Source organism: Herbiconiux sp. 320_LB (assembly GCF_059691755.1).
The window spans coordinates 222954-236711 of sequence record NZ_JCAWAD010000001.1 but is presented as its reverse complement, the minus strand read 5'-3'; the positions used below and the strand labels follow the sequence as shown (position 1 = coordinate 236711).

At 71.2% G+C, this 13758-nt stretch carries 10 protein-coding genes; 3 read left to right on the top strand and 7 right to left on the bottom strand.

From position 1 onward, the window contains the following. Positions 1–122: 122 nt before the first annotated feature. The 7 genes from AC59HU_RS01070 to AC59HU_RS01040 form a co-directional block, all read right to left on the bottom strand. The gene (locus AC59HU_RS01070) at positions 123–887 is read right to left on the bottom strand and encodes a LamB/YcsF family protein (protein ID WP_497221461.1); all 765 of its coding nucleotides are present in this window, start codon (positions 885–887) and stop codon (positions 123–125) included. Continuing rightward, a complete protein-coding gene (coaE, locus tag AC59HU_RS01065) occupies positions 884–1504 on the bottom strand; it encodes a dephospho-CoA kinase (protein ID WP_497221460.1) in 621 nt (206 codons plus the stop codon). The genes AC59HU_RS01070 and coaE overlap by 4 nt, the downstream gene beginning before the upstream one ends. A gap of 115 nt (positions 1505–1619) precedes the next feature. Further along, on the bottom strand, positions 1620–3071 hold the full coding sequence (gene rpsA / locus AC59HU_RS01060; protein WP_497221459.1) for a 30S ribosomal protein S1: 1452 nt from the start codon (positions 3069–3071) through the stop codon (positions 1620–1622). A 177-nt stretch (positions 3072–3248) separates the two neighbouring features. After that, positions 3249–4256, bottom strand: coding sequence for an epimerase (locus AC59HU_RS01055; RefSeq protein ID WP_497221458.1), 1008 nt, complete (start codon positions 4254–4256; stop codon positions 3249–3251). Continuing rightward, positions 4253–5041, bottom strand: a complete 789-nt coding sequence (locus tag AC59HU_RS01050) for a DUF4166 domain-containing protein (protein ID WP_497221457.1) — start codon at positions 5039–5041, stop codon at positions 4253–4255. Before AC59HU_RS01050 ends, AC59HU_RS01055 begins: the two co-directional genes overlap by 4 nt. A 33-nt stretch (positions 5042–5074) precedes the next feature. Further along, complete coding sequence (locus AC59HU_RS01045; RefSeq protein ID WP_497221456.1) at positions 5075–5338, bottom strand: hypothetical protein; 264 nt, start codon at positions 5336–5338, stop codon at positions 5075–5077. 399 nt (positions 5339–5737) lie between these two features. Beyond that, entirely contained in the window at positions 5738–7441 is a 1704-nt protein-coding gene (locus AC59HU_RS01040) for a DUF885 domain-containing protein (RefSeq protein ID WP_497221455.1), read from the bottom strand. Positions 7442–7528: 87 nt separating this feature from the next. Between AC59HU_RS01040 and imuA' the strand changes: the two genes are divergently transcribed. The 3 genes from imuA' (at position 7529) to AC59HU_RS01025 (ending at position 13749) form a co-directional block, all read left to right on the top strand. Next, a complete protein-coding gene (gene imuA', locus AC59HU_RS01035) occupies positions 7529–8362 on the top strand; it encodes a DnaE2-dependent mutagenesis accessory factor ImuA' (RefSeq protein WP_497221454.1) in 834 nt (277 codons plus the stop codon). Continuing rightward, entirely contained in the window at positions 8359–10275 is a 1917-nt protein-coding gene (locus AC59HU_RS01030) for a DNA polymerase Y family protein (protein ID WP_497221453.1), read from the top strand. The genes imuA' and AC59HU_RS01030 overlap by 4 nt, the downstream gene beginning before the upstream one ends. Positions 10276–10341: 66 nt before the next feature. Further along, complete coding sequence (locus AC59HU_RS01025) at positions 10342–13749, top strand: error-prone DNA polymerase (RefSeq protein ID WP_497221452.1); 3408 nt, start codon at positions 10342–10344, stop codon at positions 13747–13749. The last annotated feature ends 9 nt before the right edge of the window (positions 13750–13758 follow it).

Below are 13758 nucleotides of genomic sequence, written 5' to 3'. Positions count from 1 at the left end.
GTGGCTCTTCGGCGCGTGGCCACCGGGCGTCGGCTCCCCCGATACCCCCTGCCGAGGCTCCGGCTCCCCCGCCGTCGACCGCATCACCTGCCGCCCGCCGCCCGAACGCTCCGACCGCCCGCTCAGCGGCCCGCGAACGGGGCGATCGCGAGTCCGGTCTCCTCGAGCGCGGCCCGCACGGCCTGGGCGATCGTGACCGCGCCGGGCGTGTCGCCGTGCACGCAGATCGTCTCGGCCGAGAGGGCGATCTCGCCGCCGTCGATCGTCGTGACGACGCCCTCGGTGGCCAGCCTCCGCATCCGCTCGGCGATCTCGCCGGGGTCGTGGAGCACGGCACCGGGCTCGCTGCGCGGCACCAGGGAGCCGTCGGGCCGGTAGGCCCGGTCGGCGAAGGCCTCGGGCACGAAGCGCAGACCCTCGGCATCGGCGATGCGGGCGACCTCGGAGTCGGGCAGCCCGACGAGGGCGAGCCCGGGGTCGACCGCGACGACGGCGGCCACCACGGCGGAGGCCTGGTCCTCGTCCCGGGCGATCCGGTTGTAGAGGGCTCCGTGCGGCTTGACGTAGCGCACCCGGGTGCCCGCGGCGGTCGCGATGCCCTGCAGGGCGCCGAGCTGGTAGACCACGTCGGCCATCAGGTCGTCCAGGGGCAGGTCGAGGTCGCGACGGCCGAAGCCGCGGAGATCGGGGTAGGAGACCTGGGCACCGACGGCCACACCGCGCGACGCGGCCAGGCGTGCGGTCTGCAGCAGGATGCTGGGGTCGCCCGCGTGGAAACCGCAGGCCACGTTGGCGCTGGTCACGATCTCGAGCAGGGCGCGGTCGTCGCCGAGGGTCCAGGCTCCGTAGGACTCGCCGAGGTCGGCGTTGAGGTCGATGCCGGTCATCGGGAGGCGATCGCGCGGTCGACGAGGGTGGGCCAGATCGCGTCGACCTGGGCGAGGGTCTCCGCCACGGTCCCGCTGGAGTCGACGACGACGTCGGCCAGAGCGCGGCGCTCCTCGTCGCTGGCCTGGGAGGCGATGCGCCGCTCGGCCTCCTCACGGGACATGCCGCGCAGGGTCATCAGCCGTTCGAGCCGCTGCGCCTCGGGGGCCTCGACCGCGATCACGTACTCGAACAGGCCGCCGCGGCGCCCTCCCGACTCGACCAGCAGCGGCACGTCGTAGACGAAGACCGCGTGCGCATCCGCCTCGCCGGCCTCGCGGATGCGCTGCACCGTCAAGTCGTGCACGGCCGGATGCGTGATCGCGTTCAGATCGCGCCGCGCCTCCTCGTCGGCGAAGACGATGGCTCCGAGCGCGGCCCGGTCGAGGGTGCCGTCGGCGGCGATGACGGTCGGGCCGAACCGCTCGGCGATCGCGGCGAGGCCGGGGGTGCCGGGTTCGACCGCCTCGCGGGCGAGCTTGTCGGCGTCGGCGACGACGGCTCCGAGCTCGCGGAGACGGCCGGCGACGGTGGACTTGCCGGCACCGATTCCGCCGGTCACTGCGATGACGAACACGTGCCCATGCTAGCGGTGGCCGATGCTCGGAGTCGGGCCCTGGTAATGGCGCCGGGAATGGCGGAAGGCCGCCCCCTGCGGGACGGCCTTCCTGTGGTGCTGTGCTGCAGAACGACTAGTTGTTCGAGCTGAGCTTCTCGCGCAGTGCGGCGAGGGTCTCGTCGTCGGCGAGGGTACCCGCGCCGGCCGACTCGCTCGAGAACGAGGACGAACCCGCGGGGATGTCGCTGGCGGCGGCGTCGGCGTTCGACGTGGCGACCTGCTTCTTGTGAGCCTCCCACCGGGCCTGAGCCTCGGCGTACTGCTGCTCCCAAGCCTCGCGCTGGGTGTCGAAGCCTTCCTTCCACTCGTTCGTCTCCGGGTCGAAGCCCTCGGGGAACTTGTAGTTGCCCTGGTCGTCGTACTCGGTGAGCATGCCGTAGAGCGCCGGGTCGAACTCGGTGCCCTCGGGGTCGACGCCCTCGTTCGCCTGCTTCAGCGAGAGGCTGATGCGGCGACGCTCGAGGTCGATGTCGATGACCTTGACGAAGACCTCGTCGCCGACCGACACGACCTGCTCGGCGAGCTCGACGTGCTTGCCGGAGAGCTCGGAGATGTGCACCAGACCCTCGATGCCCTCGGCGACGCGGACGAACGCACCGAACGGCACCAGCTTGGTGACCTTTCCAGGCGCGACCTGGCCGATGGCGTGGGTACGGGCGAACACCTGCCACGGGTCTTCCTGGGTGGCCTTGAGCGAGAGCGACACGCGCTCGCGGTCGAGGTCGACCTCGAGGATCTCGACGGTGACCTCCTGGCCCACCTCGACGACCTCGGAGGCGTGCTCGATGTGCTTCCAGGAGAGCTCGGAGACGTGGACCAGACCGTCGACGCCGCCCAGGTCGACGAACGCACCGAAGTTGACGATCGACGAGACGACGCCCTTGCGGACCTGCCCCTTCTGGAGGTTGTTGAGGAAGGTGGTGCGGCTCTCGGACTGGGTCTGCTCCAGCAGCGCGCGACGCGACAGGACCACGTTGTTGCGGTTCTTGTCGAGCTCGAGGATCTTGGCCTCGATCTCCTGGCCCAGGTACGGGGTCAGGTCGCGGACGCGGCGGAGCTCGATCAGCGAAGCCGGGAGGAAGCCACGGAGTCCGATGTCGACGATCAGGCCGCCCTTGACGACCTCGATGACCGAACCGGTCACGACGCCGTCGGCATCCTTGATCTTCTCGACGTCGCCCCACGCACGCTCGTACTGAGCGCGCTTCTTCGACAGGATGAGGCGGCCTTCCTTGTCCTCCTTCTGGAGAACGAGAGCCTCGACGCTGTCGCCGACCTGGACGACCTCGGTGGGGTCGACATCGTGCTTGATGGAAAGTTCACGCGAAGGGATGACGCCCTCCGTCTTGTAACCGACGTCGAGGAGGACCTCGTCGCGGTCGATCTTCACGACGACACCCTCGATGAGGTCTCCGTCGTTGAAGAATTTCAGAGTCTTTTCGACCGCGGCGAGGAAGTCTTCAGCAGATCCGATGTCATTGATGGCGACCTGCTTGGTTGCCTTTTCGGTCGTTGCGATTGTCATGTAGTGGTTGCTCCGTTGTGGACATAGTTCGGGCCGGTCGCGGGTGGTGCATTCGTGTGTTTTCCGCGACTGGCAGGCGGATGGAAGTCACAAGAGTGACGCTCTAGTCTAGCTAGCGCTCCGGGCGCACGGCAAGCCGTGCTTTCAGCCCTGTTCATATCAACGTCGAGACCGTTCTCAGCATTCCTCGAACGTGGATCGGGGCCGAGCGGAGCGGGGGACGATGATGTCGGCCAGGGCGGACTCGTGGTCGCGGAAGCGGAACTCGAAGCCGGCCGCCTCGAGCCGCTCGGGCAGCACCCACCGGCTCTTCAGCACCAGCTCGGTCTCGGTGCGGATGAGGGCGGAGCCGACCTCGAGCATCCAGCGCCACGTCGGCAGGCCGGCCCTCGCCCCGACTGCCCGGCGTACCGATGCCATGAAGGTGCGGTTGTCGGTGGGTGCCGGAGCCGAGACGTTGACGGGCCCGTCGAGCTCGGGATGCTCACGGAGGAAGCGGATGGCGCCGACCACGTCGTCCAGGTGAACCCAGCTGAAGTGCTGCCGCCCTCCGCGGGAGCCGGGTCGGTAGCGGTGGTAGGTGCCGGCGGCCAGGCGGGCGCGGTTCGCCGGCCAGCGCCCGTCGAACTGCGGGCCGCCGAGGCCCGCCCGGGCGAGGGCGCGGATCGGCGCCAGGGCGCTGCCGTCGCCCAGCACGATCGCCATTCGGAGCGCCACCCGGCGGGTGCCGGGCAGGTCGCCGTGGAAGAACTCCTCCTCCCACGTGGTGGCGACGTTCACCGAGAAGCCCTCGCCGAGCTCGCCGGTCGACTCCGTCATCGGCCGGTCGTCGGCGTGGCGGTAGATCGTCGCGGTCGAGGAGTTGAGCCAGAGCGGCGGCGGGTTCGCCGCGCGGGAGACGGCGGCGTGCAGCTCGCGGGTGGTGTCGACCCGTGACCGGAAGATCTCGGCGCGGTTCTCCGGCGTGTACCGGCAGTTCACGCTCTTGCCGGCGAGATTGACCAGGAGGACGGCGCCGTCGACCAGTGCGGTGATGGCGTCGGTGTCGCCCCACCGCGCATCCGGCCCGGAGCGCCCGATCAACAGGACCTCGGCGCCCTCGGCTCGGAAGGACTCCGCGATACGGGTGCCGATGAAACCGCTGGCGCCGGCCAGGACGATGCGCTCGCGCGAGCCCGCGGTCACTCGGCCGGCCTGGTCGACGTCGGGTCGGCGGGGGTGCCGGGAGTGTCTGGGGTGCCGGTGGGGCGGGTCTGGCCGGTCGCGCCGGTCGCTCCCGGTGTGCCTGCGGTGTCTGCTGTCTCGGCTCCCGGCTCCTCCGTGGCCTCGGGCCGCACCTCATAGGAGAAGGTGCCGGTGTACTGGTAGAGCAGGCCGAGCACGGGCGCGGTGAGGGTGACCGTGACGCGCTGGGCGCCCTCTCCCCCACGGGCCGCGTCGTCGAAGCGCTCGACCAGGGCGAGCCGGGGCGCGAGCGCTTGCGGCAGTCGGAAGTGCTGGCGGCCCACCCGGACCTCGACGGCGGTGGAGTCGAGGTGGAACTCTCCCCGGATGACCGTGCTCCGGAGGCGGATGCGGAAACGACGGTCGATCCCCAGGTGATCGGTGAGCCCGTCGCGGCCGGGGTTCTCGGCGGTGATCGCGTCGACCATGGTGCGGACCCCGCGGGAGAAGTGGAACCGCCGCACCGCGATCACGGCCGTGCGGCCCTCGCGGTCGGTGAGCGGGGCGTTGACCACGGTGAAGGGGACGTTCGTCTCCCAGTCGGGGAACAACCCCGTCCACGGCGAGACGAGGGCGATGAGGGGTCTCAACCACCGTCGGGGTGTGCCCGCCACCTCGAAGACGCCCGAGCCGTAGCCCCGGTGCCCCGCCGGGACGGCGCTGACGTACCGCCGCAGTGACGGATGCAGGTCGTCGAGGGCCGACCCGGCGGTCAGCTCGTACGGGGAGCGTGCTGAATGAACCATCGTCTCGAGGCTACCGGAGAGAGACATGCTTTCTCAGAGTGACTCCTCCGCCAGTCGACTCAGGCGTTCCAAGCCCCGCAGCACGTCGGAGCGACGCCTCCGGCTCAGCATCCACTCCGGCAGTCTGGACACCAGGCCCGTGGGAGCACGAGAGGCGCTGTGAGTGATGACGTCGTGGAGATAGTCGAGGTGGGAGGTGTTAGCGGCCCAGAGCACATGCCCGCCTACGGGCGTTGCGAGCCAGTAGCGCAGACCGAGCACCGGGTCGCGGGAGTTGTCGGTCGCCGGGTCGCTCACATCCATCCAGTGGGCTGCGATGAGGCGCCGTTCATTGAGGCAGAGGCAGGTGCCATCCCCGGTTCTCTGTATCGTGTCTCGACGTCGCACCTCGACGCGCTCTTTACGTATCCCACAGGTGCTGCACGCGAATCGGAGATGAGCTCGGATCCGACGATCGGGTTCGGCGTTGATTAGAGATCGCTCCCATTGCCGGTGTTCGGCACACCACCAGTCGTCAGAATGATCAGCGCGGCGGGAGTGCGTGCAGAACTGGCACGTGTAGTGAGCACGCGTGATATCCGGGACCGTGACGGCATGCTCGCACCGCGGGCAGGTCACATGCACTGGACCGCGAAGAAAGTCAGTCGATCGGACCACTTGACAAGAATATGACCATTTGTCGAGTAATTGGCTGCCTCACCCGAGCATCACCGCCCGGAGGGTGTCGAGCCCGACGCCGCCGAGGTCGAGCGCGCGGCGGTGGAACTCCTTCGACGAGAACGCCTGCTGCTCGCGATCGCGCAGGGTGTCGCGGATCTCCTCCCAGATCCGCTGCCCGACCTTGTAGGACGGCGCCTGGCCGGGCCAGCCGAGGTAGCGGTTGACCTCGAAACGGATGAACGCGTCGTCCATGTTCACGTTGCGGCGCATGAATTCGAGCGCGTAGTCCGCATCCCACACCCCCTGGCCGTCGAGGCGGGGCTTCTTCAGGTGCACGCCGATGTCGAGCACGACCCGGGCCGCGCGCATCCGCTGCCCGTCGAGCATGCCGAGCCGGTCGGCGGGGTCGTCGAGGTAGCCCAGCTCCTCCATCAGCCGTTCGGCGTACAGGGCCCAGCCCTCGGCGTGGCCGCTCGTGCCGGCGAGCTGGCGACGCCAGGTGTTGAGCGTGCCGCGGTTGTAGACGGCCTGCCCGATCTGCAGGTGGTGACCGGGGACGCCCTCGTGGTACACCGTCGTGAGCTCGCGCCAGGTGTCGAACTCGGTCACCCCGTCGGGCACCGACCACCACATGCGGCCCGGGCGCGAGAAGTCGTCGGTGGGGCCGGTGTAGTAGATGCCGCCCTCGTGGGTGGGGGCGATCATGCACTCCAGCGCCCGGATCTCGTCGGGGATGTCGAAGTGGGTGGCCCCGAGCTCGGCGATCGCGCGGTCGCTGGTCTCCTGCATCCAGGCCTTCAGGGCGTCGGTGCCGTGCAGCTTGCGGGCCGGGTCGCCGTCGAGGAAGGCGATGGCCTCCTCGACCGTGGCCCCGGGCAGGATCTCCTCGGCGATCGTCTCCTGCTCCCTCACCATGCGGCTCAGTTCGTCGATGCCCCATTCATAGGTCTCGTCGAGGTCGATCGTGGCGCCGAGGAAGCGGCGCGACTGGAGGGCGTAGATCTCGCGGCCCACCGCATCCTCCTCGGTGGCCGCGGGGGCCAGTTCGTCGGTGAGGAAGCGGGCGAAGCGCGAGTAGGCCTCCGCGGCCTCGGCGGCGCCCCGCTCGAGCTCCCGGCGAACGGAGGAGGGCAGGTCTCCGGTCTCGCCACCCTCGCCGGTGGTGGCGGCGCCGGCGGCGAACTCGGCGAAGAAGCTCTCCGGACCGGCGTTCTTGCGGGCCTGCTCCAGCACCTCCTCGACCTGACGGCGAGCCGGGGTGACTCCCTCCCTGATGCCCTCCCGGAGGGTGAGGATGTAGCCGTCGAGGGCCTCCTGCACCGCACCGAGGCGCGTCGCCACCGTCTCCCAGTCGCCGACGGTCGCCGTGGGCATGAGATCGAAGACCTCGCGGATGTGCTGGCTGGGCGAGTCGATCACGTTGAGATCGCGCAGGTGCAGCCGGGCCTCGGCGCTCGCGAGGGTGAGGTCGAGCTCGTTCGTGAGATCGGTTCTGGTGACCTCGTCGACCTCGTCGAGGGGTTCGGTGGCGGCGAGCTCGGCCAGCACGGCGGAGACCGCGGCGGTGTAGCGCTCGTGCCCCTCGGGCGAGAGGTCGCCGAATCGGCCGCCCACCTCGGTGCGGCCGATGTAGGTGCCGATCACCGGTTCGAGCTCGACCAGGGTGTCGACCCAGCGCTCGGCGACGAGGTCGATCGGCGTCGGAGTGCGGGGGCTGTCAGCGGGTGGGATTACGCTCATTCTTCGACCCTAGGGCACGGCTCCGACATCGCCCACGGAGCGTTCGGCCCGGTTGACATATTCGAACATGTGTTCGAATATGAGGGCATGACGGATGCCGCTCTCAGCCTCTCCCCCGCCGCCTCCGCGGCGGAGGAGATCCGTGCGCTGCAGTCCCGCATCCAGGCCATGCAGGCCACCAAACTCGACACGCGGGCGATCCGTACGCATCCGGCGCTCGCCCCCCTTCTGCCGGGCGGGAGCCTGCGGGCCGGGTCGGCGTACTCGGTCGAGAGCTCGACCGCGCTGCTGATGGCGATGATGGCCGGGCCGTCGGCCGACGGCGTGTGGTGCGGCGTGGTCGGCCTGCCCGATTTCGGCATCGAGGCGGCCTCGCGGTTCGGCATCGATCTCGACCGGCTCGCTCTGGTCCCGCATCCGGGCGAGGAGTGGTTGAGCGTCACGGCGGCGATGGCCGACGTGGTGGGGGTCGTGGTCACCCGGGTGCCCGGCCGGGTCTCCGACGGGGCGGTCGCCCGGCTGCAGGCGCGCATCCGGCAGCGTGACGCGACCTTGATCGTGCTGGGCGACTGGCCGCAGAGCGAGGCGACGCTGCGGGTGACCGAGAGTTCGTGGGCCGGCATCGGCTCGGGCCACGGCTACCTCGCCGGGCGGCAGGCGACCGTGTCGGTCACGGCGCGGGCGGGTTCGGGGCGGCCGCGGCGGGGGCGGCTGTGGTTGCCGGACGGGTCGGAGGCGTTCCGGCCCGTGGTCGAGCTCGCGGGTGCGGGTGCGGTGGCCGGCGCCGGTGCGGGTGCGGGTGCGGGTGCGGCTGCGGGGGGCGGGGCCGTCGCCGGCGCCGGGGTCGACGAGACGATCGACGCGCGCCGCACCCATCGGTCCGGCGCTCGGTCGCGACTCCTCCAGGGGGTCGCGGGATGAGCGGCGGCAGGATGCGGAGTGGCGGGATGCGGAGTGGCGGGATGACCGGGGCGGGCGCCCGGGGCCCGGCCACCCGCACCATGGTGGTGTGGTGCCCCGACTGGCCGGTGCTGGCCACGGCGGCCGCCGAAGGGGTGTCGCCGGATGCGCCGATCGCGGTGATCGAGAAGGGGATCGTCTACGCCTGCTCCGAGACCGCGCGGTCCGCCGGGGTGCGCCGGGGGTTGCGGATCCGCGAGGCCCAGGCGCGCTGCCCGCAGCTGAAGGACTTCGAGCACGATCCGGTGCAGGTCAACCGGGCCTTCGAGCCGCTCATCTCCGCCCTGGAGGAGATGAGCCCGAACGTGCAGGTCATGCGCGCCGGCAGTTGCGCCCTCCGGGCCAGAGGCCCCGCGCGCTTCTACGGCGACGAGCACGCCGCGGCGCTGGCGTTCCTCGAGCGCTTCGCCGAGCTCGGGGTGACGGATGCACGGGTCGGGGTCGCCGACGGCCTGTTCGCGGCCGACCAGGCGGCCCGGCTGCCCGGACGGGACCTCATCCGCATCGTGCCGGAGGAGCGATCGGCCGAGTTCCTCTCCGGCCTTCCCCTCGAGCTGCTGCAGGAGGAGGAACTCGCCCTGCTGCTGTGGCGGCTGGGCATCCGCACCCTCGGCGACTTCGCGGCACTGCCCGAGGAGGACGTGCGTTCACGGTTCGGCGAGGCGGGCGCGCGAGCACACACCCGGGCGCGCGGTGCCGACCCGCAGCGGGTCGTGCCGCGCATCCCGCCGCAGGTCAAGGAGAGTCTCAACGCCTTCGAGCCGCCGCTGGAGCGCATCGACCAGATCGTGTTCAGCCTCAGGGCCGCGGCCGACCGGTTCGTGGACGAACTGATGGCGGCCCGGCTGGTCTGCACCGAGCTGATCGTGGAGATCCGCACCGAACGGGGCGAGGTGCGGGAACGCAGCTGGCTGCATCCGCGCTGGTTCAGCTCGACCGACGTGGTCGACCGCGTGCGCTGGCAGCTCCAGGGTGGCAGCACGATCGAGAGCGCGCTCTCGGCCCCGGTGGAGCGGGTGCGGCTGATCGCCGAGACGGTGGACGACAGTTCGGCCCACGAGACGGGGCTGTGGGGCAGCGGATCGGACGAGCGGATCCACCACGGGCTCGCCCGGGTGCAGAGCATCGTCGGTCACGAGGGGGTGCTGACCGCCTCCATCGGCGGTGGGCGCTCTCCGCGCGAGCGGCAGGTGCTGGTGCCGTGGGGCGATCGGGCGCCGGCGGCGGCTGGGGCCACGGCGGCGTCGGCTGCGGCGGCGTCGGCGGCCTCGGCTGGGGCCCTGACGGCGTCGGCTGCGACGGTGGCCTCGGCTGGAGCCTCGACCGCCTCGGCCAGGACGGCGAGCGGGGCGAAGAGGACGTCTGCAGCAAGGGCGGCCGGGGTGGCCTCGGGCGCGGCGAGGGCCGCCGGCGTGGCCCCGGGCGCGGCGAGGGCCTCGGGGGTCGCCCCGGGCACGGCGACGACGGCCAGGGGGGCGGCCGCGGCGAAGGGGGCGACCAGAGGAAAAGCGGCTGCTGGTGCCTCAGCCGGCTCGGCGACGGCCCCGTGGCCCGGGAGCCTGCCGCCGCCGCTGCCGACGACGGTGTTCGAGATCCGCCGGCCGGTGCTGCTCGTGACCGCGGGCGGCGACCTCGTCGACGTCGGCGAGCGGGGCGATCTCCTGGGTGAGCCCGTCCGGTTCTCCGAGACGCTGTCCGATCGCGATCTGCGCACCCTGCTCGCCTGGGCCGGGCCCTGGCCGACCGAGGAACGCTGGTGGGATGCACGGTCGGCCCGCCGGCTCGACCGCGTGCAGATCGTCGACGCCGACGGCACCGCCTGGTTGCTCGCGCTCGATCGAGGCCTGTGGTGGGCGGAGGCCCGCTATGACTGAGTCGCGCATCCCACCGCGCCCCCACGCCCGCCCCCACGCCCGCGGCACGACGGGGTGTGATCGCTGATGGGCTGGAACAACCCGCCGATCCCCTGGTCCGAGCTCGAGCAGGCGCTGTCCGGGCGCACCCGGCCGGGCCCGCCGCCCGGCGACGGGGTCACCGAATCGGCCAAGCGCGCGCCCTACGCCCCCGAAGGCCCGGCCGAGCCAGCCGAGACCGGACCGGTCGTGCCCTACGCCGAGCTGCACGCGCACTCCAACTTCAGCTTCCTCGACGGGGCGTCCTCCCCCGAGTCGTTGATCGAGGAGGCCGCGCGACTCCGGCTGGAGGCGCTGGCCCTCACCGATCACGACGGCTTCTACGGCGTGGTGCGGTTCGCCGAGGCCGCCGAGAAGCACGAGGTCGGCACGATCTTCGGCGCCGAGCTGTCGCTCGACCTCAGCAAGCCGCAGAACGGGGTGCCCGATCCGGAGGGCTCCCACCTGCTCCTGCTCGCCCGTCGCAAGGAGGGCTACCACCGCCTGGCCGGCGCCATCACCTCGGCCCAGCTCGCCCCCCAGGCCGAGAAGGGTCGGCCGCTCTACGACCTCGAGCAGCTGGCCGCCGAGGCCCAGGGCGAGCTGATGGTGCTGACCGGTTGCCGCAAGGGCCAGGTCAGGCAGGCGCTCGAGGTCGAGGGGGCCGAGGGTGCGCTGCACGAGATCGATCGGCTCGTCGCCCTGTTCGGCGGCGACAACGTGCTCGTCGAGCTGACCGACCGGGGCGATCCGCTCGACAGCACCCGCAACGACGTGCTGTCCGCCCTCGCCGAGCGCCGCGGCCTGCGCTCCGTCGCCACTGGCAACGTGCACTACGCGACTCCCCGTCAGCACCGGCTCTCCCAGGCGATCGCGGCCGTGCGAGCCCGGCGCAGCCTCGACGAGCTCGACGGCTGGCTGCCCGCCGCACCGACGGCCCACCTGCGCTCGGGCGCCGAGATGGCCCGTCGGTTCGCCCGCTATCCCGGGGCGGTCGCGACCACCGTCGAGGTGGCCCGCGAGCTCGCGTTCCCGCTGCGGATGGCCAAGCCGCGGCTGCCCCGCCAGACCGTGCCCGAGGGCCACACACCGATGACCTGGTTGCGCTCCCTCGTGCTCGAGGCGGTGCCGAAGAAGTACCCGAACGCCTCGGCCGACGATCTGGCGCGGATCGAGAAGGAGCTCGGCGTCATCGAGATGAAAGACTTCCCGGGCTACTTCCTGATCGTCTACGACATCGTCCGCGAGGCCAAGAGCCGGGGCATCCTCTGCCAGGGCCGGGGGTCGGCGGCGAACTCGGCGGTCTGCTACCTGCTCGGCATCACCGCGGTCGACGCGATCGCGCGCGACCTGCCGTTCGAGCGCTTCCTCTCCAGCATGCGCGACGAGGAGCCGGACATCGACGTCGACTTCGACTCCGACCGTCGGGAGGAGGTCATCCAGTACGTCTACGCGAAGTACGGCCGGCGTAATGCGGCCCAGGTCGCGAACGTGATCCAGTACCGCCCCAAGTTCGCCGTGCGCGACATGGCCAAGGCCCTCGGGCACAGCGCCGGCCAGCAGGACGCCTGGTCGAAGCAGATCGAGCGCTGGGGCCCGATGGTCGAGAGCGACGACCACGACATCCCGGCCGAGGTGATCGGCTTGGCCACCGAGGTGCTGAAGTTCCCCCGCCATCTGGGCATCCACTCCGGGGGGATGGTGCTCACCGACCGGCCGGTCGGTGAGGTCTGCCCGATCGAGAACGCGCGGATGGAGGACCGCACGGTGCTGCAGTGGGACAAGGACGACTGCGCCTGGATGGGGCTGGTGAAGTTCGACCTGCTGGGGCTCGGGATGCTGACCGCCCTCAGCCAGACGATGGATCTGGTCGAGGCCGCGACCGGTCGTCGCTGGAGCCTCGACACGATCCCGAAGGAAGAGCAGGGCGTCTACGACATGCTCTGCCGGGCCGACTCGATCGGCGTGTTCCAGGTCGAGAGCCGGGCGCAGATGGGCACCCTCCCGCGCCTGCAGCCTCGCAAGTTCTACGACCTGGTGGTCGAGATCGCGCTGATCCGACCCGGCCCGATCCAGGGCGGCGCCGTCCACCCGTACATCCGGCGCAAGCTCGGTTCCGAACCGATCACCTACATGCACCCGAAGCTGAAGCCCGTGCTCGAGCGCACCCTCGGCGTGCCGCTGTTCCAGGAGCAGCTGATGCAGATGGCCATGGCCGTGGGCGGCTGCTCGGCGGAGGACGCCGATCTGCTCAGGCGGGCGATGGGCTCCAAGCGCGGGTTGGAGAAGATCTCCTCGCTTCGCGACACGCTCTACGCCGGGATGGCCGACAACGGGATCACGGGCGAGCTGGCCGACAACATCTACCGGCGGATCGAGTCGTTCGCGAACTTCGGGTTCGCCGAGAGCCACTCGACGAGCTTCGCCCTATTGGTCTACGCGAGCTCGTGGTTCAAGCTCCACTACCCCGCCGCGTTCCTCGCGGCACTGCTGCGGGCCCAGCCCATGGGGTTCTACTCACCCCAGACCCTCACCGCGGATGCCCGCCGGCACGGCGTCGAGGTGCGCCGGCCCGACATCGCGCGCTCCGGGGTCGACTCCGGTCTCGAACCCCTGCTGCTGGGCGCCGACCCCGCACATCCGGTGACCGAGACCGGCTGCGACGACTGCCTTCTCGAGCCGCCCGCGGTGCCGCAGACCTTCGACCGGACCGCCCCCGACGAGTCGGCCGCCCATCGGCGCGACGGCCGGCTGGCCGTGCGGCTCGGGTTGGCCGAGGTGACCTCGATCGGCGCCACCCTGGCCGGCCGGATCGTCGCCGAGCGCGAGGAGAACGGCCTCTTCCTCGACATGGCCGACCTGGCACGCCGGGTCGGGCTGACCACCCCGCAGCTGGAGGCGCTGGCCACGGCCGGGGCCTTCCAGTCGTTCGGCCTGACCAAACGGGAGGCGTTGTGGGAGGCGGGCAACGCCGCGCAGGAGCGCGCGGAGTACCTGCCCGGAACCTTCGTCTCGGTGCAGCCGCCCCTGCTGCCGATGCTCTCGGCCGAGGAGCAGGTCGTCTACGACCTCTGGGCCACCGGGGTCTCGCCCGACGACCACCCGCTGGCGCACGCACGCGACGAACTGCGGATGCGCGGGGCGCTGTCGTTCGCCGAGCTCACCGTCGCCGAGAACGGTCGCCGGGTGGAGGTGGGCGGGGTGGTGACGCACCGGCAGCGGCCCGCGACCGCGAGCGGCATCACCTTCTTGAACCTCGAGGACGAGACCGGGATCCTCAACGTGATCTGCAGCGTGGGGGTGTGGAAGCGGTACCGCCGGATCGCGCGGGAAGCGCCGGCCCTGATCGTGCGCGGCATCCTCGAACGCTCGCCGGAGGGCGTGATCAACATCGTGGCCGACCGCTTCGAGCCGCTCGTGCTCAGCGCGAAGACCCGCTCCCGCGACTTCCAGTGATGCGTGGGT

Coding starts and splice junctions, on each gene's coding strand:
- AC59HU_RS01070 (WP_497221461.1), bottom strand. CDS start 887: ATGACCGGCATCGACCTCAACGCCGACCTCGGCGAGTCCTACGGAGCC.
- rpsA (WP_497221459.1), bottom strand. CDS start 3,071: ATGACAATCGCAACGACCGAAAAGGCAACCAAGCAGGTCGCCATCAAT.
- AC59HU_RS01050 (WP_497221457.1), bottom strand. CDS start 5,041: ATGGTTCATTCAGCACGCTCCCCGTACGAGCTGACCGCCGGGTCGGCC.
- AC59HU_RS01040 (WP_497221455.1), bottom strand. CDS start 7,441: ATGAGCGTAATCCCACCCGCTGACAGCCCCCGCACTCCGACGCCGATC.
- imuA' (WP_497221454.1), top strand. CDS start 7,529: ATGACGGATGCCGCTCTCAGCCTCTCCCCCGCCGCCTCCGCGGCGGAG.
- AC59HU_RS01030 (WP_497221453.1), top strand. CDS start 8,359: ATGAGCGGCGGCAGGATGCGGAGTGGCGGGATGCGGAGTGGCGGGATG.
- AC59HU_RS01025 (WP_497221452.1), top strand. CDS start 10,342: ATGGGCTGGAACAACCCGCCGATCCCCTGGTCCGAGCTCGAGCAGGCG.